Origin of the sequence: Pedobacter sp. (genome assembly GCF_041645105.1) — a bacterium.
Taxonomy (GTDB): Bacteria; Bacteroidota; Bacteroidia; order Sphingobacteriales; family Sphingobacteriaceae; genus Pedobacter.
Map to the genome: position 1 here is coordinate 416,345 of NZ_JBAZQQ010000005.1, position 21,558 is coordinate 437,902.

At 38.0% G+C, this 21,558-nt stretch carries 11 protein-coding genes; 10 read left to right on the forward strand and 1 reads right to left on the reverse strand.

The window, feature by feature from the left end; all coding sequences use genetic code 11:
• The first annotated feature begins 26 nt into the window (after window positions 1-26).
• The 6 genes from WC623_RS17670 to WC623_RS17695 all read left to right on the forward strand — a co-directional run bounded on the left by WC623_RS17670 (window position 27) and on the right by WC623_RS17695 (window position 13,340).
• Window positions 27-2,765, forward strand: a complete 2,739-nt coding sequence (locus WC623_RS17670) for an alpha-glucuronidase family glycosyl hydrolase (RefSeq protein WP_372853506.1) — start codon at window positions 27-29, stop codon at window positions 2,763-2,765.
• Window positions 2,765-4,309, forward strand: a complete 1,545-nt coding sequence (locus WC623_RS17675; protein ID WP_372853508.1) for a glycosyl hydrolase family 65 protein — start codon at window positions 2,765-2,767, stop codon at window positions 4,307-4,309. The genes WC623_RS17670 and WC623_RS17675 overlap by 1 nt, the downstream gene beginning before the upstream one ends.
• 22 nt (window positions 4,310-4,331) lie before the next feature.
• Complete coding sequence (locus WC623_RS17680) at window positions 4,332-5,939, forward strand: glycoside hydrolase family 28 protein (RefSeq protein WP_372853510.1); 1,608 nt, start codon at window positions 4,332-4,334, stop codon at window positions 5,937-5,939.
• Between the two features lie 43 nt (window positions 5,940-5,982).
• On the forward strand, window positions 5,983-8,778 hold the full coding sequence (locus WC623_RS17685; RefSeq protein ID WP_372853512.1) for a glycoside hydrolase N-terminal domain-containing protein: 2,796 nt from the start codon (window positions 5,983-5,985) through the stop codon (window positions 8,776-8,778).
• On the forward strand, window positions 8,775-12,293 hold the full coding sequence (locus tag WC623_RS17690; RefSeq protein WP_372853514.1) for a malectin domain-containing carbohydrate-binding protein: 3,519 nt from the start codon (window positions 8,775-8,777) through the stop codon (window positions 12,291-12,293). Before WC623_RS17685 ends, WC623_RS17690 begins: the two co-directional genes overlap by 4 nt.
• 114 nt (window positions 12,294-12,407) lie before the next feature.
• Window positions 12,408-13,340: a dihydrodipicolinate synthase family protein gene (locus WC623_RS17695; protein WP_372853516.1), complete on the forward strand. Its 933-nt coding sequence runs from the start codon at window positions 12,408-12,410 to the stop codon at window positions 13,338-13,340.
• On the opposite strand, the gene WC623_RS17700 is transcribed toward WC623_RS17695, so the two are convergent.
• Entirely contained in the window at window positions 13,341-14,213 is an 873-nt protein-coding gene (locus WC623_RS17700) for an AraC family transcriptional regulator (RefSeq protein ID WP_372853518.1), read from the reverse strand. It lies immediately after the preceding gene.
• Between the two features lie 241 nt (window positions 14,214-14,454).
• On the opposite strand from WC623_RS17700, the gene WC623_RS17705 reads away from it, so the two are divergent.
• The 4 genes from WC623_RS17705 to WC623_RS17720 all read left to right on the forward strand — a co-directional run bounded on the left by WC623_RS17705 (window position 14,455) and on the right by WC623_RS17720 (window position 21,530).
• Window positions 14,455-15,192 carry a DUF3826 domain-containing protein gene (locus WC623_RS17705; protein WP_372853520.1) on the forward strand — a complete coding sequence of 246 codons (738 nt, stop codon included), beginning with the start codon at window positions 14,455-14,457 and terminating at the stop codon, window positions 15,190-15,192.
• Between the two features lie 302 nt (window positions 15,193-15,494).
• Window positions 15,495-18,638: a SusC/RagA family TonB-linked outer membrane protein gene (locus WC623_RS17710; protein ID WP_372853522.1), complete on the forward strand. Its 3,144-nt coding sequence runs from the start codon at window positions 15,495-15,497 to the stop codon at window positions 18,636-18,638.
• A 10-nt stretch (window positions 18,639-18,648) separates the two neighbouring features.
• Window positions 18,649-20,526, forward strand: coding sequence for a RagB/SusD family nutrient uptake outer membrane protein (locus tag WC623_RS17715; protein ID WP_372853524.1), 1,878 nt, complete (start codon window positions 18,649-18,651; stop codon window positions 20,524-20,526).
• A 41-nt stretch (window positions 20,527-20,567) separates the two neighbouring features.
• Complete coding sequence (locus WC623_RS17720) at window positions 20,568-21,530, forward strand: hypothetical protein (RefSeq protein WP_372853526.1); 963 nt, start codon at window positions 20,568-20,570, stop codon at window positions 21,528-21,530.
• The last annotated feature ends 28 nt before the right edge of the window (window positions 21,531-21,558 follow it).

The following is a 21,558-nucleotide window of genomic DNA, read 5'->3' on the forward strand; positions in this document are numbered from 1 at the left end:
AAGCTTTAAGACTTGTGACCTGTACAATGAAAAATCTCCCCATAATTACTCTTATTTGCCTTTTGTTCCTCAGCTCAGCTGAAGTTAAAGCTACTGGTGTATTCAAAAAAAATAGCCGGACCATAGTGATTCCGGCACAATCCAACTCAAGGGTTAAATTTGGAGCAGAGAAAATATCAAAAGCTTTATCATTAATTGGTTACGATGTTAAGATTGTACAGAAGAATAAATTACCGAAGGGTAAAGGATTCATAGTAATCGGAATTAAAGGAGATCAATTATTAGCAGGCGTATCAAATCCCGCCCAAAAGCAAGTTGGTAAAGAAGGCTTTAATATTTCATATAATAAAAATAATAACCTGGTTATTGAAGGAACAGACCATTCGGGTGCATTATACGGTTGTATGGAGCTTGTTGATGAAATTAAGTTAAAAAATAAATTGCCAGAAAATATCTCCGTCTCCGATCAGCCTCAAATGGTTTTACGTGGTACTTGTATTGGTCTGCAAAAGACTGAATTTTTGCCTGGCAGAGAGATTTATGAGTACCCCTATACACCTGAGAGTTTCCCATGGTTTTATGATCGAGATCATTGGATCCGTTATCTGGATATGATGGTTGAAAACCGTTATAATTCACTTTACTTATGGAATGGACATCCTTTTTCATCACTGGTACGACTTAAAGATTATCCATATGCTGTAGAGGTAGATGATGAAACTTTTAAAAAGAACGAGGAAGTTTTCAGATTCTTAACAGAAGAGGCAGACAAAAGGGGAATATGGGTAATTCAGATGTTCTATAACATTTTAATACCAAAACCATTTGCTGACAAACATGGTTTGGCAACACAAGACAGAAACCGTCCCATTATTCCATTGATAGCAGATTATACCCGAAAATCTGTCGCGGCCTTTGTAGAAAAATATCCTAACGTTGGATTGCTGGTTGCATTGGGTGAAGCTATGGAAGGAGTAGGGCAAGATGATATAGACTGGTTTACAAAAACGATTATTCCAGGTGTAAAGGATGGCCTAAAAGCTGCAGGGATTAAAAACGAACCACCAATTGTATTGAGGGCTCATGATACACATGCTCCAAGTGTGATGGCAGCCTCATTGCCACTTTATAAAAACCTGTACACAGAAAATAAATTCAATGGCGAAGCTTTAACCACTTATGAACCAAGAGGTAGCTGGGCAGAATTACACAGGGAGTTAAGCAGGGTAGCCCCGGTACATATTTCTAATGTACATATCTTAGCTAACCTGGAGCCTTTCCGTTATGGTTCAGCAGATTTTATTCAGAAATCTGTACAGGCTATGGATAAAATCTATGGTTCCAAAGGTCTGCACTTATACCCGCAGTCGGGTTATTGGGACTGGCCATATACGGCAGATAAAATTAAAGATAGACAGTTGCAGATAGATCGTGATTGGATTTGGTATAAAGAATGGGGCAGGTATGCATGGAATTCTTACAGAGATAGAAACGAAGAGATTAATTATTGGGGACAAGAGCTTGCTGCTAAATACGGTACAGATCTGCCTGCTGGAAAAGCAATTCTTAATGCCTATGAAGAATCAGGAGAGATCTCACCAAAATTGTTACGCCGTTATGGAATTACAGATGGTAACAGACAAACGCTGACTTTAGGAATGTTAATGACGCAGCTGATCAATCCTTACCGTTATGGTTTATTTACTTTATTGTATGAATCTGAAGCGCCAGAAGGAGAAATGATTATTGAATACGCTGAAAAGGCATGGAAAAAGCAAGGACATATTGGAGAAACACCAGTTCAGGTAGCGAGGGAAGTTATTGAACATGGAAAAAAGGCATTGGCATCAATAAATGAAGCGTCACCATCAGTTACTAAAGATACCGAGGAGTTCCGAAGACTAAAAAACGACATGTATTGCTACGATGCTATGGCTAATTTCTATGCAGAAAAGGTGAAATCAGCATTATGGGTTTTACGTTACAAATACTCCAATGATGTGGCGGATCTGGAAAAAGCATTGCCATTCCTTGAAAAAAGTGTAGCGCATTATACAGATCTGGTTAAATTAACAGAAAACGATTATTTATATGCCAATAGCATGCAGACCAAACAACGTAAAATACCAATGCGAGGGGTAGATAAAACATTTATCCATTGGACTGAAATGCTGCCGGTATTTACCAAAGAATTGAGCCACTTTAAAAGAAGTATAGATTCATTGAAATCTGCAAATTCAGGAACAGCAAATGCGATCAAACCATTTAAAAATGCAGTAGTTAAAGTGTTATCAGGTAATGAAAGTTATATTTTAGCTAAAAATGCTCGAATATTTACCGATTCTACTGCCGTTATTAAAGATGTTACCGAGCAATTGATAGGGCTTAAAGGAGTGAAATTAAATAAAGCACAACAAATTAAGTCAGGGACGACTATAAGATTCAGTAATACTAGTCCTGTAAAAGTTCTGGTAGGCTTTTTTAATGTAAAGGGACCTTTGTACCTAAAAGCTCCTGAATTGGAAACAGATGCCAGTGCAAACAATTACGGACAATCGGAAATCAAGATCATGAATTCGATGATTTTAGACGGTTATCCTCCTGTAAATGTGCATGCTTATTCTTTTCCGGCAGGTATAAATACACTAACTTTAGGAAAGGGAGCTGCTATGGTCCTTGGTTTTATTAGTGAGGGACAGGAAATGCGCATTTATAATGCTGGACTAGATGGTAAAGGAAAAGATATAGATTGGTTATTTGAATAATGATGAATAGAAAGAGACTAATAATAACAGCCTTATCGCTGATTATGGCGACTGGAGCCTTCGCTCAATCTGCAAATACTGCAAAGCTGAAGAAATATGTGGATTACTTCAATTCAATAGACAATGAAGCAGTTAAGAACCATGTGAATAACGCGCAGTCATTTGATTGGTTATCGCAAAATGTACCGTTGCTGGAATGCCCGGACGAAGTATTGGAACAAAATTACTATTACAGATGGTGGTCGTTCCGTAAGCATCTGGTAAAAACACCTGAGGGTTTCATATTCACAGAGTTTATTGAACCTGTAAAACACGCAGGCAAATACAACTCTATCAGTTGCGCATTGGGACATCATATCTATGAAGGTCGTTGGCTTAAAAATACCGAGTATCTAAAAGAATACGTAGACTTTTGGTTGTATCACGCAGATGTAGGGCAGACTAAACAACGCTTTCATCAATTTAGTAGCTGGGTAGATGATGCAGTGTACCAGAATTACCTGGTACATCCTGATAAAGCATATCTAAGTAAAATTGTACCGGCATTAGACGCTGATTACAGTAAATGGGAAAAAGAGAGGCAATTAAAAGGTGGTTTGTTTTGGCAGTTTGATGTGAAAGATGGAATGGAAGAGTCGGTCAGCGGATCAAGAAAAGACGAGAACAGAAGACCTACTATTAGCAGCTATATGTATGGAAATGCAAAAGCATTGGTTCAAATAGGTACAATCATTGGTGATAAAGCATTAGTGCAGAAATATAGTACCAAAGCAGCGAGTCTTAAAAAATTGGTTCAGGACAGTTTATGGGATAGTAAGGATAGCTTTTTTAAAACAAAACATCCCAACGCAGAATTCGCTCGTGCCAGAGAAGCAATTGGTTATATACCCTGGAATTTCGATCTGCCGGCAGATCAACCTCAATATGCAAAGGCATGGGATCAATTGTTAGATACTGCCGGATTTAAAGCGCCATGGGGTTTAACAACAGCGGAACGGAGAGAGCCAACATTCAGAACCCGTGGATCCGGACATGGATGTGAATGGGATGGGGCATTGTGGCCATTCGCAAGCTCACAAACTTTAAAAGGATTGTCGAACCTGCTGACCAATTATAAGCATCATGGTAAAATGACTCCAAAGGTATTTTATGATGAACTTCATCAATATGCCAAATCTCATCAAATGAACGGTAAGCCTTATTTGGGTGAATACCAGGATGAAAAAACAGGAGAGTGGCTAAAAGGAGATCATCCAAGAAGCAAATTTTACAACCATTCTACATTCTGTGATTTAGTGATTAATGACCTGATTGGAATAAAGCCAAGGTTAGATAATGCTTTTGGATTTTACCCGCTAATTCCTGATGGAAAATGGGATTGGTTCTTATTAGATAATGTCACTTATCATGGTAAAACGCTAACCTTATTATGGGATAAAACCGGAAAGAAATATAACAAAGGTAAAGGCCTGCGTGTATATGCCGATGGTAAAGAGATCTATCAGTCTGCAAAGCTAAAACCTGCAGTAATTAAATTTAAGTAATCAACCACAAACATAAATAAAAATGAAGTTTTATAGCCCTATCCCTAAATTTTTAACTGTTATAGCCCTGAGCTGCTGTTCAATGCTCTTTAGCATAAATGCAAAAGCACAGTCTTATTATAATGTACTTAAATATGGCGCTAAAAATGACAGTAGTAAATTGGCTACCCAGGCCATAAAAAAGGCTATAGATGCAGCATCAAAAGCAGGTGGTGGAACAGTTTACTTCCCTGCAGGTAAATATCTTACTGGTTCAATACACCTGAAAAGCAATATTACCATATTCATTGATGCTGGTGCAGAACTTCATTTCAGCGACAATTTTGATGATTATTTGCCTATGGTGAAGAGCAGGTATGAAGGGGTTGACGTAACGAGTTTTTCTCCACTATTTTATGCTTATGAAGCTGAAAATATTGCCATAACAGGCAGAGGTATTATTGATGGACATGGCAAAAAATGGTGGGATTTTGTAGAGGGATATAAAGCAGATCAGCCGCGTTCCAAATGGCAGTATATGTTTGATGAACTGAATAAGAATATTCTTTTACCTGATGAGCCCAAACAGATGACTCGTGGCTTTTTACGTCCGCCTTTTATACAAACGATGTATTGTAAAAATGTATTGATACAAGGTATAACCATTCGTAACTCACCGTTTTGGACAGTAAATCCGGAGTTTTGCGAAAATGTAACCATACATGCGGTGACCATTAACAATCCGGCCAGATTTGCACCTAATACAGATGGAATAAATCCTGAATCTTGTAAAAATGTACGCATTTCTGATTGCCATATCAGCGTAGGGGACGATTGTATTACCATAAAATCAGGTAAAGACGGACCGGGTAGAAAAATGGCTGTTCCTGCAGAAAATTATACCATCACCAATTGCACCATGCTTTCTGGCCATGGTGGTGTAGTAATAGGTAGTGAGATGTCTGGCGATGTACGCAAGATTACCATTTCCAATTGTGTGTTTGATGGAACAGATCGTGGCTTACGTATTAAATCTGCACGTGGAAGAGGTGGCATAGTTGAAGAGATCAGGGTAGACAACATCATCATGAAGAATATAAAACAACAGGCTATCGTATTGGATTTACAATATGCAAAAACAACTGTTGAGCCTGTCTCAGAGCGTACACCAAGATTTAGGAATATCCATTTCAGTAATATTACTGCCTCGAATGTAAATCAGGCAGCTTTCTTAAATGGATTGGAGGAGATGCCTATAGAGAACATCACCTTTAATGACATCAATATGGAAGCGAAAACTGGCTTTGACATCCGCAATGCTAATCGTATTGAATTTCATAACGTAGAGGTGAATACAGAGATAGGTTCGTCAATAAAAGCTGATAGAGTTGGTTCTTTAACTATTAATAATGTAAAGACCTATACACCACTTAAAAATGTACCTGTACTTGATCTGAAAGATGTGAACAACGCATTTATCTATAATGCATTTCCTGTATCTGGTACAGATACTTATTTGAAAATTAGTGGAGAGAAAACTAGTGGTATATCGCTGGGAAACAATAACTTTAAGCAAGTTAAAACTCCAGTTGTAACAGTCGGGAAAGTTACAGAAGCAGTTCGCGTTATCTCAGGAGATCCGATTAAGTAATTTAATTTGTATCGTAATGAAATTCAGCAGTTTTTTTACCTGCATGAACTTAATGTTCATTGGCAGCCTAATCACTACAGATGTTATTGCCCAACAACCAGCCTATCAGCTTTGGTATACCAAGCCAGCTGAACAATGGACGGATGCTTTGCCTATTGGGAATGGACGGATTGGTGCCATGGTATTTGCCGGGGTAGAAAAAGACAGGATTCAGTTTAATGAGGAAACGCTGTGGACAGGCGGACCCAGGGATTATAACCACAAAGGCGCTGCAAATTATCTTAGCGAGATCCGAAAGCTGCTATTTGAAGGTAAACAGGCAGCGGCGGAAAAACTGGCTGCCGAGCATTTTATGGGGACTCAAAGTATTGCTGGTGATAGAGCAAAATGGGTTGTAGAAATGAAAACCCTAAAAGGAATGTCAGGCAATCCTGCAGCAGAAAACTATGATGACCTGCAATGGGGAACGATTAAAGTCCCCAGTTATGAAGGTTGGGAAGCTGTAGGACTAAAAGACTTTGATGGCGCAATATGGTTACGTACTACCTTTGAAGTTCCTGGAAACTGGAAAGGTAAAAACCTTATGTTGGATTTAAACAGGGTTCGTGATCAGGATTTTAGCTATATCAATGGGACGCTGGTGGGCAATACAGATGGCACAGCACCAAGAAAGTACATTATTCCGGCAAACCTGATTAAAACAGGGAAAAATACCATAGCTGTACAGGTTTTAAATTACTTTGATAAAGGAGGAATTGCAGGATATAAAGATACAAGTCGCCCCATTTCCATATATCCTGAAGGAGGTAAACCAGAAAATGGCATATCACTGGTTAAGGAATGGAAGTATAAGGTTCAAAATGACGAGCCTCCTATGGTATCTCAGTTTCAAGCCAGTTACCAGGCATTTGGAGATTTACATTTAAACTTTAAAAATCATAACTCAACAGTAACAAACTATAAGCGTAAACTTGATTTAAATACAGCAGTTAGCAGTACGACATATACCTTAAATGGAGTCAATTATCAACGTGAGTACTTTGCAAGTCAGCCAAATCAGGCTGTAGTAATTAGATTAACAGCTGAAAAAAAAGGCAGCATTAGTCTGGATGCAATTTTGTCGAGCCCACATAAGTATCATCTGGTCAAAAAAATCAATGAAAATACCTTGTCGATTAGTGTCCGAGTAAGAGCTGGAGCTTTAAAAGGAGAGAGTCAGCTTAAAGCAGTAATTACAAAAGGTAAACTATTGGTGAGCCAAGGTAAAATAAGCATCAGCAATGCAGATGATGTAACATTGTATTTGACCGCAGGAACAAATTTTATCAATGATAAAAATGTTAATGGTATCCCCGCTACGGCATGTATAAAGGCTAATGCAAGTTTGCTGGGCAAAACCTATGCACAGGTAAAAGCGGCGCATATAAAAGAATACCAGAAATACTATAGCCCATTTACAGTAAATTTTGGAAAGGGCGAAAATGAAAACCTTCCTACAGATGAACGTATAGAGAGATTTGCCGGCTCAAAAGATGCATCCTTTGCAGCATTATTTATTCAGTACGGACGTTACTTGCTCATTTCAAGTTCTAGACCAGGCACGCAACCTGCAAATTTGCAAGGTATCTGGAATGATCAGCTTACGCCACCTTGGGGTAGTAAGTACACTACAAACATCAATCTGGAAATGAATTATTGGCCTACCGGAACATTAAATCTTCCGGCTATGAACGAGCCTTTATTTAAAAAGATTACATCCTTGGCTAAAAATGGTGCATTGACTGCAAAAGTTCATTATAATGCCAATGGTTGGGTATTGCATCATAACACTGATTTATGGAATGCTACAGCCCCGATAAATGCTTCAAATCATGGTATTTGGGTTGGTGGTGGAGGTTGGTTAAGTCAGCATCTATGGGAGCATTTTCAGTTTACTCAGGATTATACATTTCTTAAAAATGAGGCTTACCCGATCATGAAACAATCAGCAGTTTTTTATGTTGATTTTCTTATCAAAGACCCGAAGACAGGCTGGTTGATCAGTACACCATCTAACTCACCTGAAAATGGCGGATTAGTCGCAGGTCCGACAATGGATCATCAGATTATTCGTACCCTTTTTAAAAATTGTATTGCAGCTTCTAATTTATTGGGCATAGATGCAGAATTTAGAAAGACACTAGAACAGAAAGTTACACAACTGGCGCCCAATCAAATCGGGAAGTATAATCAGTTGCAGGAGTGGCTGGAAGATAAAGATGATACCACCAATAAACATCGACATGTATCACATTTATGGGGAGTGCATCCTGGCAATGATATTAGCTGGGACACACCGGATATGATGAAAGCTGCACGTCAGTCCCTCATTTATCGTGGCGATGAAGGTACAGGCTGGAGTTTAGCCTGGAAAATCAATTTTTGGTCCAGGTTTAAAGATGGAGATCATGCCATGAAAATGGTGAAAATGCTGATCAGTCCGGCGGCAAAAGGAGGAGGTGCTTATGTAAACTTATTCGATGCACATCCGCCATTTCAAATTGATGGCAATTTTGGTGGTGCTGCAGGCATTGCTGAAATGCTTTTACAAAGCCATACCCAGTTTGTTGAGGTATTACCAGCTTTACCGGCAGATCTGCCAGAGGGAGAAGTGAAAGGAATGTTGGCCAGAGGAGGTTATGAACTCAGTTTAAAATGGAGTAAAGGTGTGTTGACAGCACTTGAAATACAATCAAAAGTAGGTGGAGTTTGCTTACTGCGTTATGGAAATAAAATTACAAGCATCGCCACACAAAAGGGCGAAATCTATAAATTGAACGGAGATTTGGAGAGATTATGAATAAAAGGAAAGTAGTCGCTTTTCTGATTGGCCTTTTTTTTACAAGTACAGGGTTTACACAAACAGGATTACGCAAAAACATCACATTAAATGAGAATTGGCAGAGTATTGCCGACGACAATAATATCAATGCTTATCAAGGTTTTGAAAAACAGGGCTTTAATGACAAAGACTGGAAAAAAGTAAATGTACCACATAACTGGGATCAGTATGAAGGGTACAGAAGGATGTTACATGGCAATCGCCATGGTTATGCCTGGTATAGAAAAAGCTTTAGTACTTCAGAAAAAAAAGAAGGTAAACGCTTCTTTCTATATTTTGAGGGAGTTGGTTCATACGCCACAATCTGGTTAAATGGTAAAAAAGTAGGGTATCATGCAGGTGGACGTACCACATTTACAATAGATGTAACTTCCGATGTTAAGTTAAATAATCAACCCAACCTGCTGGCCGTGCGTGCGGATCACCCTGCAAACATACAAGATCTGCCTTGGGTAGACGGTGGATGTTCTACAGAAAGAGGCTTTTCTGAAGGCTCACAGCCTATGGGTATTTTCAGACCTGTTCATTTGGTGGTAACCAGTGATGTCAGAATAGAGCCTTTTGGCGTGCATATCTGGAACGATAATAAGGTGACAGAAAAGTCAGCACAGCTAAAAATGGAAAGCACTGTCAAAAATTATAGCGCAGTAGTACGAAATATAACTGTTGTTAACCAGTTGTTCAATAAAGCAGGTAAGAAGATAGCAGAACTGAAACGTATAGAAAAAATATTTCCTGGAAAGACAATTGCTTTAAAACAACAGACTGAAGAGCTAAAAAACGTGCAACTCTGGTCAATCGAAAATCCTTATTTATATACGATGAAGACGAGTATAAAAGAGGGAAATAAAACCATTGATGAACTGAATACTCCGTATGGAATTCGTTGGATTAGCTGGCCTATAGGTGAGAATCCGGCAGATAGTAAGCGGTTTTTACTTAATGGTAAACCGGTATTTATCAATGGAATAGCAGAGTATGAACATCTGATCGGTCAAAGTCACGCTTTCAGCAATGAGCAGATCCATTCAAGAGTGATGCAGATTAAGTCTGCAGGATTTAATTCATTCCGTGATGCGCATCAGCCACATAACCTTTTATATCAGGAGTATTGGGATAAGTTAGGCATTCTGTCATGGACACAAATGGCAGCTCATATCTGGTATGATACTCCTGAGTTCAGAACCAATTTTAAAAACTTACTGATAGATTGGGTAAAAGAAAGACGGAACAGTCCCTCGGTAGTGTTATGGGGATTGGAAAATGAGAGTACTTTACCAGAAGATTTTGCAAAGGAATGTACAGAATTAATTCGGAGCCTGGACCCTACAGCATCATCGCAAAGAAAGGTGACCACCTGTAATGGCGGAAAAGGAACCGATTGGGATGTGCCGCAAAACTGGACAGGAACTTATGGTGGAGACCCATTAACTTATGCAGAAGATATACAGCGCCAGGTATTGATTGGTGAGTACGGAGCATGGCGTACACTTGATTTACATACAGAAGGTCCATTTAATCAGAAAGGTGTTTATAGTGAAAACAACATGACCCAACTGATGGAAACAAAAGTACGGCTGGCAGAGTCTGTAAAAGATAAAACAGCAGGACATTATTTCTGGCTATACAGTTCGCATGATAATCCGGGAAGGGTACAAGGAGGTGAAGGATTAAGAGAATTAGACCGTATTGGCCCGGTAAATTATAAGGGACTATTTACCCCATGGGAAGAACCTCTGGATGTCTTTTATATGTTCAGATCCAATTATGCACCAAAAGAAACAGAACCAATGGTCTATATTGTTTCACATACCTGGCCGGAAAGATGGCTTACAGCAGGTAAAAAGGACAGCATTACCATTTATTCTAACTGTGATGAAGTAGAACTTTTTAATGATGTTAATTCAACTTCATTGGGGAGAAGAAAACGTGCTGGAATAGGTACGCATTTTCAATGGGATGGAGTAAATATCAAGTACAATGTGTTGTATGCGGTTGGATATGTAAATGGAAAAGCAGTAGCAAAAGATTATATTGTTTTAAATCATCTGCCAAAAGCACCTAATTTCAACCAATTTAATAAGGAAGCAAAGAACATTACAGCAGCTGCAAATCATTATAACTATTTATACCGTATCAATTGCGGTGGACCAGCGTATAAAGATGAGAACGGCCAATTATGGTCGGCCGATAGACAACTGACGCCAGGTGGTTATGGTTCTAAATCCTGGACCGCCAATTTTGCAGGTATGCCAGCATTTTTTGCTAGCCAGCGACGCACTTTTGACCCGATAAAAGGAACTACAGACTGGAAGCTATTTCAGACATTTAGATATGGACGTGATCAGCTAACCTATCATTTCCCTGTGCCAGATGGTGAATACTTGGTCGAGCTATACTTCATTGAGCCATGGTTAGGTACAGGAGGAGGAATGGATGCTACAGGGATGCGTTTGTTTGATGTAGCTGTAAACGGAGAAACTTTACTTAAAAATGTAGATATCTGGTCAGCAGTCGGACATGATTCGGCCTTAAAGAAAACAGTAAAAGCTCAGGTAAAAGGTGGAATGCTGGTTGTTTCATTTCCACAGGTAAGAGCTGGGCAAGCCCTTATTTCAGGGATAGCCATTGCATCAGCTAATAAAGCTATTAAACCTGTAAAGGAAAGTCTATCTATTCTAAATAGCGTAAATATAAAACCCTTAGCATGGATGGATTTAGGCGATCAGCAATATAAAGATGACTTGGTGTATTTTACTGCGCTACCATCATCTTTATATGGCGCAGAATGGATTCAAACCAGTGTTAAAGAAAATACTGTAGCACCATTTAAACTTACTGGAGATGCCGATGTTTATATTGCTGTGGACGCAAATATTAAAGGAAGGTTAAGCTGGTTGTCTGATTATGAAGACACGCAAACCACCATTAAAAATAGCAGGGGGCATACCTATAATGTATTTAAAAAGGCATACTTGAAAGATGCGACGATTGCAGCAGGACGAAATCAAGCAAACACAGAGATGTATACCATTGCTATACTACCAAAAACGAATATGCAGCCAGCATACGACCTGAAAACTGTTACTACTTATAAAGCAATTGAAGCCAAAAAGATAGGGCAGGGTATGGTGCAGGAAGAGCTGATGGGAAGAGATCGTATAACTTTCAAAAAGCAATCAGGTGATGTATTGGAGTGGAATATGGTAGTTGGAGTAGCCGATACCTATTCGCTCACTGTAAAATATCATAATCCATTTGAGCGCTCCTTAAAAGGGAAAATCGAAGTTTTAACCTTAGATGGTACAGTATTAAAAGCGGCAGAACCAATAGAGTTTAAACAGACAAGAAAGGGAAAATGGAATTACTTTAACACAACTACCGGTACCATGATCAACGCAGGAACTTATAGGGTGCGTCTGATAGCTGAGGATGTAGAAGGATTAAGTATAGATGCCCTGGATGTACAGTAATGTGATTAATATTAGGAATAGATCAAAATAAGGTAAGATGTTATAATATATAGAGAAAATCTTATATGAATACAGTGCATTGCGGGTAGATCTTTGCTTAAGATTAAACATAAAATGGAAAACTCAAGAAAAGGGTTCATCCCTGTCATGCTAACTCCTTTTTCGGACAATGGAGAGATAGATTATAAAGCACTTACAGAGCTTACAGAAGTTTATTTAAAAGCAGGTGCTTTAGGATTATTCGCGAACTGTTTATCGAGCGAAATGTTCGAATTGACGGATGAAGAAAGGCTAAAAGTAATCAGTCATGTTATAAAAGTAGCAGGAGGAACTGTGCCCGTAGTAGCTACAGGTACATTTGGCGGAGACATCAGTAAGCAAGCAGATTTTGTTAAAAGAGTAAATGACCTGGGTACAGAAGCCGTGATTATAATCGGAAGCTTATTGGCCGAAGAGCAGGAGTCAGATCAGGTATTTAATGATCGTGTATTAGAATTGTTTGAACAGACTGCTGATGTTCCCTTTGGTTTTTACGAATGTCCGGTGCCTTATAAAAGAACATTAAATGCTGGTCAGCTAAAGCAATTTGTTGAAACAGGAAGAGTGATATATCATAAAGATACCTGTTTGGATCTTGCACAGATTAAGGAAAAGCTGGCAGTAACTGCAGACAATCCTAAATTCGGCTTATATGATGCTTACATGGTACATGCGGTAGACTCTTTAAAAGCCGGTTCTGCAGGTGTATCATGTATACAGGGAAATTACTTTCCGGAATTGATTGTTTGGTTGTGTGATAATTATAATGATCCACAATTAGAAGAAGAGATCAAAAGAGTACAACAATTCCTGATTAGTAATATGGATGTGATGCACAATGTCTATCCAGTTGTATCAAAGTATTTTCTGCAGAAAAGAGGATTAAATATATCCACGTTTACCCGCAGAGATGTAGGTGTTTTCGATAATAACATTGTTAAGGAAATAGAAAGCCTTTACAGTAATTACAATGTATTAAGGAGTGATTTAAATATTCCGGTTCTTTAATTATTCCATCAGGTATTTACGTTTATAATCCAATGGGGTCATGCCTGTAACTTTTTTAAAGTGTCTATAGAAATTAGATACATTGTTAAAACCACAATCAAAACAGATCATCTCTGTTGGTAGTTTGTTTTCAATTAAAAAGCGACAGGCATGACTAACTCGAATTTCGATCAGGAAGTCGTAATAAGTTTTCTTGGTCATCAACTTAAAGTATCTGCAAAAAGAGGTGATGCTCAGGTTACTTAAAGAAGCGATTTCCTCTAATGTAATATCATTCTTATAATTAGTCATAGTATAATTGCAGATTCTGTTAATTCTTGCAGTTTCTGATTCGCTGCTTTGGTAAAAGTTAGCTTTCGCAGTAACTATGGTTTCAAATTCATCCGTTTCTGCCAAAGTTTTCAAAATGTTAAGCATGATAATGATGCGATCCAGATTGGTGGCCTCTATCGATGAATGCATTAGTTCCGCTAGTTTGTCCTTCGACTTACCATGAATCATCATGCCGCTCTTGGCTTTCTCAAAAAGCTTAGGGATCAAATAGGCTTCAGGTAAATTTAAAAGATACTTGCCTAAACAGTCTGGAAGAAACTGTATGACCATCGCTTCCACATTCATATCTGGGTTACTCTGGAAATATTCATCCTTACATCGCCAGGTATGAGGTAGGTTTTCTCCTAATAAGATCATTTCTCCTTCAGTAAAGTTACTGATGTTGTCGCCAATAAATCGGACCCCTTCACCTTTGATCACATAGTGAAGTTCAAGTTCAGGATGATAATGCCAAACGTTTCCGAAGTCAGGTTTAATATCATGGCGGATACTAAAAGAACTTTGGAGCGTAGGTGGAATTTTGTGAAAATGAGGCTTCATTTTATTTTTATATTTGAATATTATATTTATATTTAATTATTGAAAACGATGTTTTAGCAAATATTGCATATAATAATACTAAAGTTAATACATTTTGCGATAATATCCTACAATAAGTTGCTAATAAATAACAGGAAATAAGAAGCACTATTGTTGAGTTTTGTATAAAGCAGAGTAAGTTGTAACCAAATTATAAACTGACAAATTATTTTTATATGAATAATTTGTTTATAAGTGAATTATGAAACGAGGAAAAAAAATGGAAATTTCATTGGTTTCCAATGAAGATTTAAGGTTAAAAGGTTTCTACCTTTTAATGGTAATCATGCTCTCATTTACAAATGTTTTATTCGCACAAAATGGTACGTCTTCGAAAGATATTTCAGAAGAGAAAGCTAAATATGTAAAGATGATTACAGAGCGGGCTGAAAAAATCACAGCAGTTCTTGATATTAATGATGCAGCCAAAAAAGAAAAGGTTACTCATATCATTCGTGATCAATACAGCAATCTGAATGACATCTATGCAGCGCGTGATGCGAAATTTAAGGCTATAAAAGAAGAAAATGCAGATAATAAAGCAGCATTTGAATCAGCGAAAGCAAAAGAAGAGGCTAATGTAAATGCCAAATTAGCTAAACTTCATAAAAAGTATCTGGCAAAACTATCAGGACAATTAAGTGCAGAGCAGGTAGACCAGGTTAAAAATGGGATGACCTATGGGGTATTGCCATTAACATATAAAGCCTATCAGGAACAGATCTTAACTTTAAGTGAAGAGCAGAAAAAGCAGATCCTGATTTGGCTTACGGAAGCACGTGAGCATGCAATGGATGCAGAGTCTTCAAATAAAAAACATGCCTGGTTTGGAAAATATAAAGGCAGAATCAACAATTACCTGTCTGCAGCAGGTTATGATTTGAAAAAAGAAGGAAAGGACTGGGAGCTACGCAGAAAAGCGGCAGCGAAGGGCAATTAAAATACAAAACGCTTTATTTGGTTAGTCAAACGCTCTCAAATCGTTCTTTATTTGGTTAGAAAGAATCCCCGTTACTGATTAAAGTAACTATTGGTAACGGGTTTCTCTTAATTAATTGACCATAAATTGTTTAATATAAACCATAATCTAAAACAAAAGTATTCGATAAAACATTTACATTAAATAGAGCAGTTAACAATCTCAATCAACTAAACAATATACCTATTATCAAGAAGAACAGTTAATTACAATTTACTAAGTAGCTAGATAGTAAAAAAACCATTTATATAACAAAACCAAGTATGAACTTTAAACTTTTACGAGTGTTAAAAGGGATAATAATTTTATCCTTGCTTTTCTGCGTATCGTCGTATGCGCAGGTAAAGAAAATTACAGGTAAAGTTACTGATGCCAGTGACGGAGGGCCAATGCCCGGCGTTAACGTCAGCATTAAGGGTAAACCAAGTAATGTAGCCACCAATGCTGATGGTATTTATACTATTCAGGCAGACCCTGCAACAGATGCGCTGGTGTTTTCTTACATCGGTTTCAAAAGACAGACCCTGGTATTGGCAGGGAAATCTACGTTGAATGTTTCATTGGCATCTGATAACTCAGATCTGGATGAAGTTATTGTTGTAGGTTATGGCACCAAGAAAAAATCAGAGATATTGGGGTCTGTTGCAAATATTACAGGGGAGGAAATTGCAGATATTCCTGCGCCAAATATTGCAGGAGCTTTAAGAAACCGGATAGCAGGTGTTGGTGTTAATCAAACCTCAGGTCGTCCGGGTTCTCCTATTCGATTAAACATCAGAAATTCAACGGTATCTGAAACGGCAAAGACAATCGGTGTTTCTGATGAACCCCTTTATATTGTAGATGGAATTACGGTAGACAGAGAAGCCTTTGATAATATTGATGCATCAATGGTTGAGAATATTTCCTTTTTAAAGGATGCCTCAGCTGCAATTTATGGAGCGGCAGGTGCGAAAGGTGTTGTTTTAATTACGACTAAGAGAGGTAAGATTGGGAAAACAACTTTATCTTATAGTGGATATGTTGGAGTTTCTGATGCCACTAGGTCCCCTGACATGTTATCGGCTTATGATCAGGCTTTATTGTTAAATGATGGCTGGCGCCAGTCAAGCGCTCCACTTTCTAGCTTTTTCTTACCAGAAGATCTGGAGATCCTTAGGGGGCAGAATTTTAAAAGCTGGTATGATGAAATCTGGCAGGCTTCAACTACACAGCGCCATAATATCAATATCTCAGGCGGTAGTGATAAAATTACATTTTTTGCCGGAGGTAGTTTCCAGAACGAGGATGCCAACTTTAAAGGCATGAACTTCGATAAGTACAGTTTCAGAAGTGGTGTTGTAGCTACTATTGTTAGTGGCTTAAAAGCAGATGTAAATTTTAACGTAGATTGGAATATTAGAAATGCACAACATAATCTTACGGATCAGGATGATGTATTTATGGAGCGAATGATTACGGTACCAAGATGGGTTCCAAATAGCATTGATGGGAAATTTGTAAACTTCAACAATACTGTCAACCCAAATGCCTTACTGAACTCTGGGTTTTATAATAAACGTAAATCAAAAGGATATAGAATAAATGCAAATTTAACTTATCAACCTATATTCCTGAAAGGTTTAACTGCAAAATTGCAAGTTTCCCAAGGAAGTAATTCAACAAATAGCAGAACTTATTCTCCACCATATCAAACTTATAATTTCGCTAAAATTGGTAACAATGCTCAAGTGTATACCGATCAATTGGATGCGGTTACCCCTATTGTCGAACAGGTGAATACTGCTAACCAGAGAATTAATCCCGGCTTGGCTGAAAATAATAGCTATCAGGCATTTTTTACACTTCAATATGGTCGATCTTTTGGTAAACATACATTTGATGTCCTTGCTGGTGCTGAACAATCTGAATCGAATTACGAGAATTTATCTGTATATAGATCAAATCAGTTGATACCGGGAAGTGAAGATTTATGGGGCTTTGATGTAAATACACTTATTCTACAAAGTGCTGAGCGTGGTGAAACTGCAAAAAGATCAGTATTTGGTCGTGCATCATATGATTTTGATAAAAAATACCTTGTTGATTTTGTTATCCGTTCTGATGCTTCTTCAAATTTTGCACCAGGTAAACGTTGGGGTTTATCCCCTAGCGTAGGTTTCGGCTGGATTGTAAGTCAGGAGAGTTTCTTTAAAAACACTCAGTTTCTGAGTTTTATTAATTATTTGAAGTTTAAAGTGAACTATGGCGTTACCGGTGATGATCGTGTGACTGCAAGATTATGGCAGGCTCGTTACACCATTGATACCAATAATGGCTACATGTATGGTAATGCAAATGCCAACGGTTTAAACCCGTCATTTTTCCCTAATCCAGACCTTACCTGGGAGAAGAAAAGAACGCTTAATGTTGGTATAGAAACAAGTATGTTCAATAATAAAGTTGATTTAAGTATTGAGGCATTTCAAAATCGTAACTACGATGGAATTGATAGGGGTGGTAATAATCTATATCCATTATATGGCGGATTCACCGCACCAATTGTTAACTATAGGGAAACCTATAACTGGGGATCAGAGTTCACCGTGGGGTACAAAGCAAAGTTGACGACTGATCTGAGCATGAACGCAAGCGTAAACTTTGCGTATGGTAATTCTGTAAATACACGATTGATTTATGGAGCAGGTGATTTAATAAATAACGTAGCTCCGGATTGGGTTACTTCATTCGGTACTGATCCGCGTAAATATAATTCCAGCAACATTGGTTTACGAACATTAGGTATGTTTAGAACTCAAACTGAGGTAGACGCTTTTATGGCGAAAAATCCAAATTATAGGATATACAATAGAATTCCCGAAGCGGGCTTTTTATATTACGAAGATACCAATAACGACGGGGTGATTACTGATAACGATATGGTTCCTCTTTATGATAAAACAAACTCATGGTTTGCAGGAGGTTTTAATCTGAATTTTGCTTACAAAGCATTCTCTTTACAAACTAATATCGTTGCAAGACTTGGAGGTAAAGCATTTTACGATAGTAAGGCCCGAAACCAACCATCCCTTACAAGAAACGTATTAGCTATCTGGAAAGATCGTTGGACACAGGAAAATCCTATGGAAGGAAAATACCCTCGTTTTGATGATCCTTCAGTAGCTAAAAATTCTGATTTCTGGGCTGTTGATGGTACAACAATTCGCATCAATACGATGACTTTGAGCTATAAGGCACCTACTAAGTTTGTAAATAAGCTTGGATTATCCGGAGCAAGATTCTTGCTTACCGGTAACAATTTGTGGACTTTGGTAAACCCATTAGATTATAAAGATCCGTATTCGTCAAACGCATACGATTATCCAATCTTGAGAACAGTTTCTTTAGGTTTAAATGTTAACTTATAATTTTTGAATCATGATTAAGCAATTTAAAACTAATATAAAAAGATCTTTAATTATTCTTTCTTTGGCAGCTTGTCTGCCAGGTTGTAAAAAGGGTTTTTTCGATCTTCCAGATCGTGGTGGGGTTGATAATGCCATATGGAGCACAGATGGGGCCGTCCAACTACACCTGAATAGAACATACGATGTTGTTATCCCAACATTCCCATTTCAGATAATTATTAACGAACGAAATGGTGTCCACTTGGCAAGTGACGAGAACTACTTTGCAGAGACAGATCAATACACGCGTGCAGCCTTAGGTTTGCAAGGCCTTTTGACTAATAATGACGTGAGATGGGCAGGGAATCGGTACAATAATAATAGTGTGGCGGGTGAAAATAAATATTTTGACATTCAAAGATGTAATGAGGCTATAAAGTTTCTTCCAGAGGGTACCTTAGCTGAGAACAGAAAGAATGAGTATTTAGGTCAGTATTATGCATTGAGAGCCATGACTTTTTTCGAATTGGTTAAAGTGTATGGAGGTATTCCTTTACCGCTTGAACCACAAGCTCCTGAAAGTGTATATACAGGAGGTAGAAAAAGTGCCAAAGAGTGTTTTGATCAGATTATTTCAGATCTGGATAAGTCAATTGCCATGCTTGAAAATTTTAATCCACAAGATGATAATGGTCGTGGAAAGATCACAAAGCTGATTGCTGTTAACCTTAAAGCTAAAGTATTGTTTTATTGGGCTAGCCCACAATTTAATCCTACTAATGATGGAAAGCATCCTTTTCAATCGAGCAGGTGGACAGATGCTTTAAATGCGAATAAACTGGCTTATGATATGAGCATTGCAGCCGGAAGAAAGTTACTGCCTAATTATGCAGATATTTTTAGGGTAGAAGGCACAACGAACACAGAAGCAATTTTAGTTAGAACGCATTCAGCTGCAATCGAAAGAAGGGGGCACGATACAGAATATAGATCCCGACCTACTTCTGAGAGTGGTGGTCCTACAACAGGTTTTATGCCTTCTTTTAAAATGCTTCAGGCTTATCCGATGAAAGATGGACGTCCGAGAGGAACCTCTGTAGATTATCCTTATGATGACATCATGTTCTGGCAAAATAGAGATCCAAGGTTTGAAGCTACAATAGCCTATAATGGTGGTCCATGGGCTTTAAGCGGTAAAGCTACAAGAAGACAATGGACATATAACCAGGCTGCTAGTGAGACTAATGGCAATGGTGTTTATTGTAAACGTTTTACTTCTCCTACTTTAGCTGCAGGAAATGTAAGATATGCAAATAATGTTGGTGGAAATGGGTTTGACTGGATCGAACTTCGATTAGCTGAAGTGATGTTGAATTATGCAGATTGCTTGAATGAAACTGGAAATTTAAACGGAGCAAAGGACATGGTTAGACAAATCAGACAGCGGGCAGGAATAGTGCAGGGTACTGCAGATTATGGATTGGATCTGGCAAGTAGCCCTAGCGCAATGAGAACACTTATCCTAAATGAAAGAATGATCGAGTTTGCTTTCGAAAATAAGCGTAACTCTGATTTGAGAAGATCACGTACCATGCATGAACTAACTGGAAACATGCAAAAGATTGAAATCACTTTAGTCAATCCACCTGTTGGTGCCGATTTGAAAGATAAAGGTGTTTTAGAGGCAGTAACTAATGGCGTAATGTTTAGGGAAACACTAAACACCAACGACAAAACAGTATTTACCAAGTATTTTAGAGTGAATGTGACTACAAATGGTAGTTATTCTCCTTATAATGTTCCGGTGTTTCACTATTTCTATACATTCCATGATGACTTTGTAAATAATGGTTTTAACATAGCACCAACAATTGGATGGTCTGGAGGCACTTTTGATCCACTTGATTAAGCTGAGAGTTATAGAAAATTGTATTTTAAAATATTAAGGAAATGAAAATTAAAAATATATCAAAGTTCTTGCTTCTGGCCTCAAGTGTATTTATTTTGACGTCTTGTAAGAAAGAAGCCGATAGTATTTTCGACATGTTTGAAGATGTTACGGTTACATTTAATAATAGCGACCCTAAAGCTGTAGTTGACTATAAAGAGGTAGATGATAATACTGAAGTCTGGGTTGATTTTACTATCAATTCCGCGAAAGAGGATATGTATACTGTTACAGTCGAAAGAACAACAGGTACCGGTTTCGATCGCTCCACAGTATACACATTGACCAATGACCAGCGCAGAAGTTTTTCTACTGTTTTCAAGTATAAAGTACAACGTGATGGGCAAACTAGTTTCCGTGTATTTGCAAGGAACCAAAAGGGCGTTTATATTGGTGATGGTTATAAAAAAGTTGTTGTTGAGGGAAAACCAAGCTATAAAGTTTTTGCAAATAGAGTTATTTACTTGCCTGATACCATCGCAAAGGTATTGCCATCTTTCTTTTCGCTAAACGAGGGGACATCCTTTAGTTATGGCAATGGCGCAGCAAATGCAGCTAAAATTGATTTTGGTATTTATAGAAAGATGTATCTTAATAGTAGTAATCAGATAGAATATGCTGTAAATCTGTACTCAATTAATACTCCTGTGAGTCCATTAACTGTTTATGACGTGAGCGCCTGGAATCCAAAAAGAACTACTAAATTCAGTGCTCCGGTGGCATCTCAGGCAACAGCATTTGTGAATAATGCGGTTTCAGGATCTGCTATTGAAACATTAGCTAAAGCAAGGACCATAAATCTTGATGCAACTGTGGGCGCCACTGCGTCTACGGGGTTAGCTTCAGGAAGTGCCGTGTTTTTTCTAACGCCAGAAGGTAAATATGGTATGATGCTTATCAATATAGTTACGTCAGATTATGAAAAGAAACCAATTATAAATGTAAGTGTAAAAATGCAAAATTAAATATGATAATAAAGGGAGTATCTCGAAC

Bases quoted from the DNA above. Each gene is read 5' to 3' on its own strand.
- WC623_RS17670 (WP_372853506.1), top strand. From the start codon at position 27: ATGAAAAATCTCCCCATAATTACTCTTATTTGCCTTTTGTTCCTCAGC.
- WC623_RS17675 (WP_372853508.1), top strand. From the start codon at position 2,765: ATGATGAATAGAAAGAGACTAATAATAACAGCCTTATCGCTGATTATG.
- WC623_RS17680 (WP_372853510.1), top strand. From the start codon at position 4,332: ATGAAGTTTTATAGCCCTATCCCTAAATTTTTAACTGTTATAGCCCTG.
- WC623_RS17685 (WP_372853512.1), top strand. From the start codon at position 5,983: ATGAACTTAATGTTCATTGGCAGCCTAATCACTACAGATGTTATTGCC.
- WC623_RS17690 (WP_372853514.1), top strand. From the start codon at position 8,775: ATGAATAAAAGGAAAGTAGTCGCTTTTCTGATTGGCCTTTTTTTTACA.
- WC623_RS17695 (WP_372853516.1), top strand. From the start codon at position 12,408: ATGGAAAACTCAAGAAAAGGGTTCATCCCTGTCATGCTAACTCCTTTT.
- WC623_RS17700 (WP_372853518.1), bottom strand. From the start codon at position 14,213: ATGAAGCCTCATTTTCACAAAATTCCACCTACGCTCCAAAGTTCTTTT.
- WC623_RS17705 (WP_372853520.1), top strand. From the start codon at position 14,455: ATGAAACGAGGAAAAAAAATGGAAATTTCATTGGTTTCCAATGAAGAT.
- WC623_RS17710 (WP_372853522.1), top strand. From the start codon at position 15,495: ATGAACTTTAAACTTTTACGAGTGTTAAAAGGGATAATAATTTTATCC.
- WC623_RS17715 (WP_372853524.1), top strand. From the start codon at position 18,649: ATGATTAAGCAATTTAAAACTAATATAAAAAGATCTTTAATTATTCTT.
- WC623_RS17720 (WP_372853526.1), top strand. From the start codon at position 20,568: ATGAAAATTAAAAATATATCAAAGTTCTTGCTTCTGGCCTCAAGTGTA.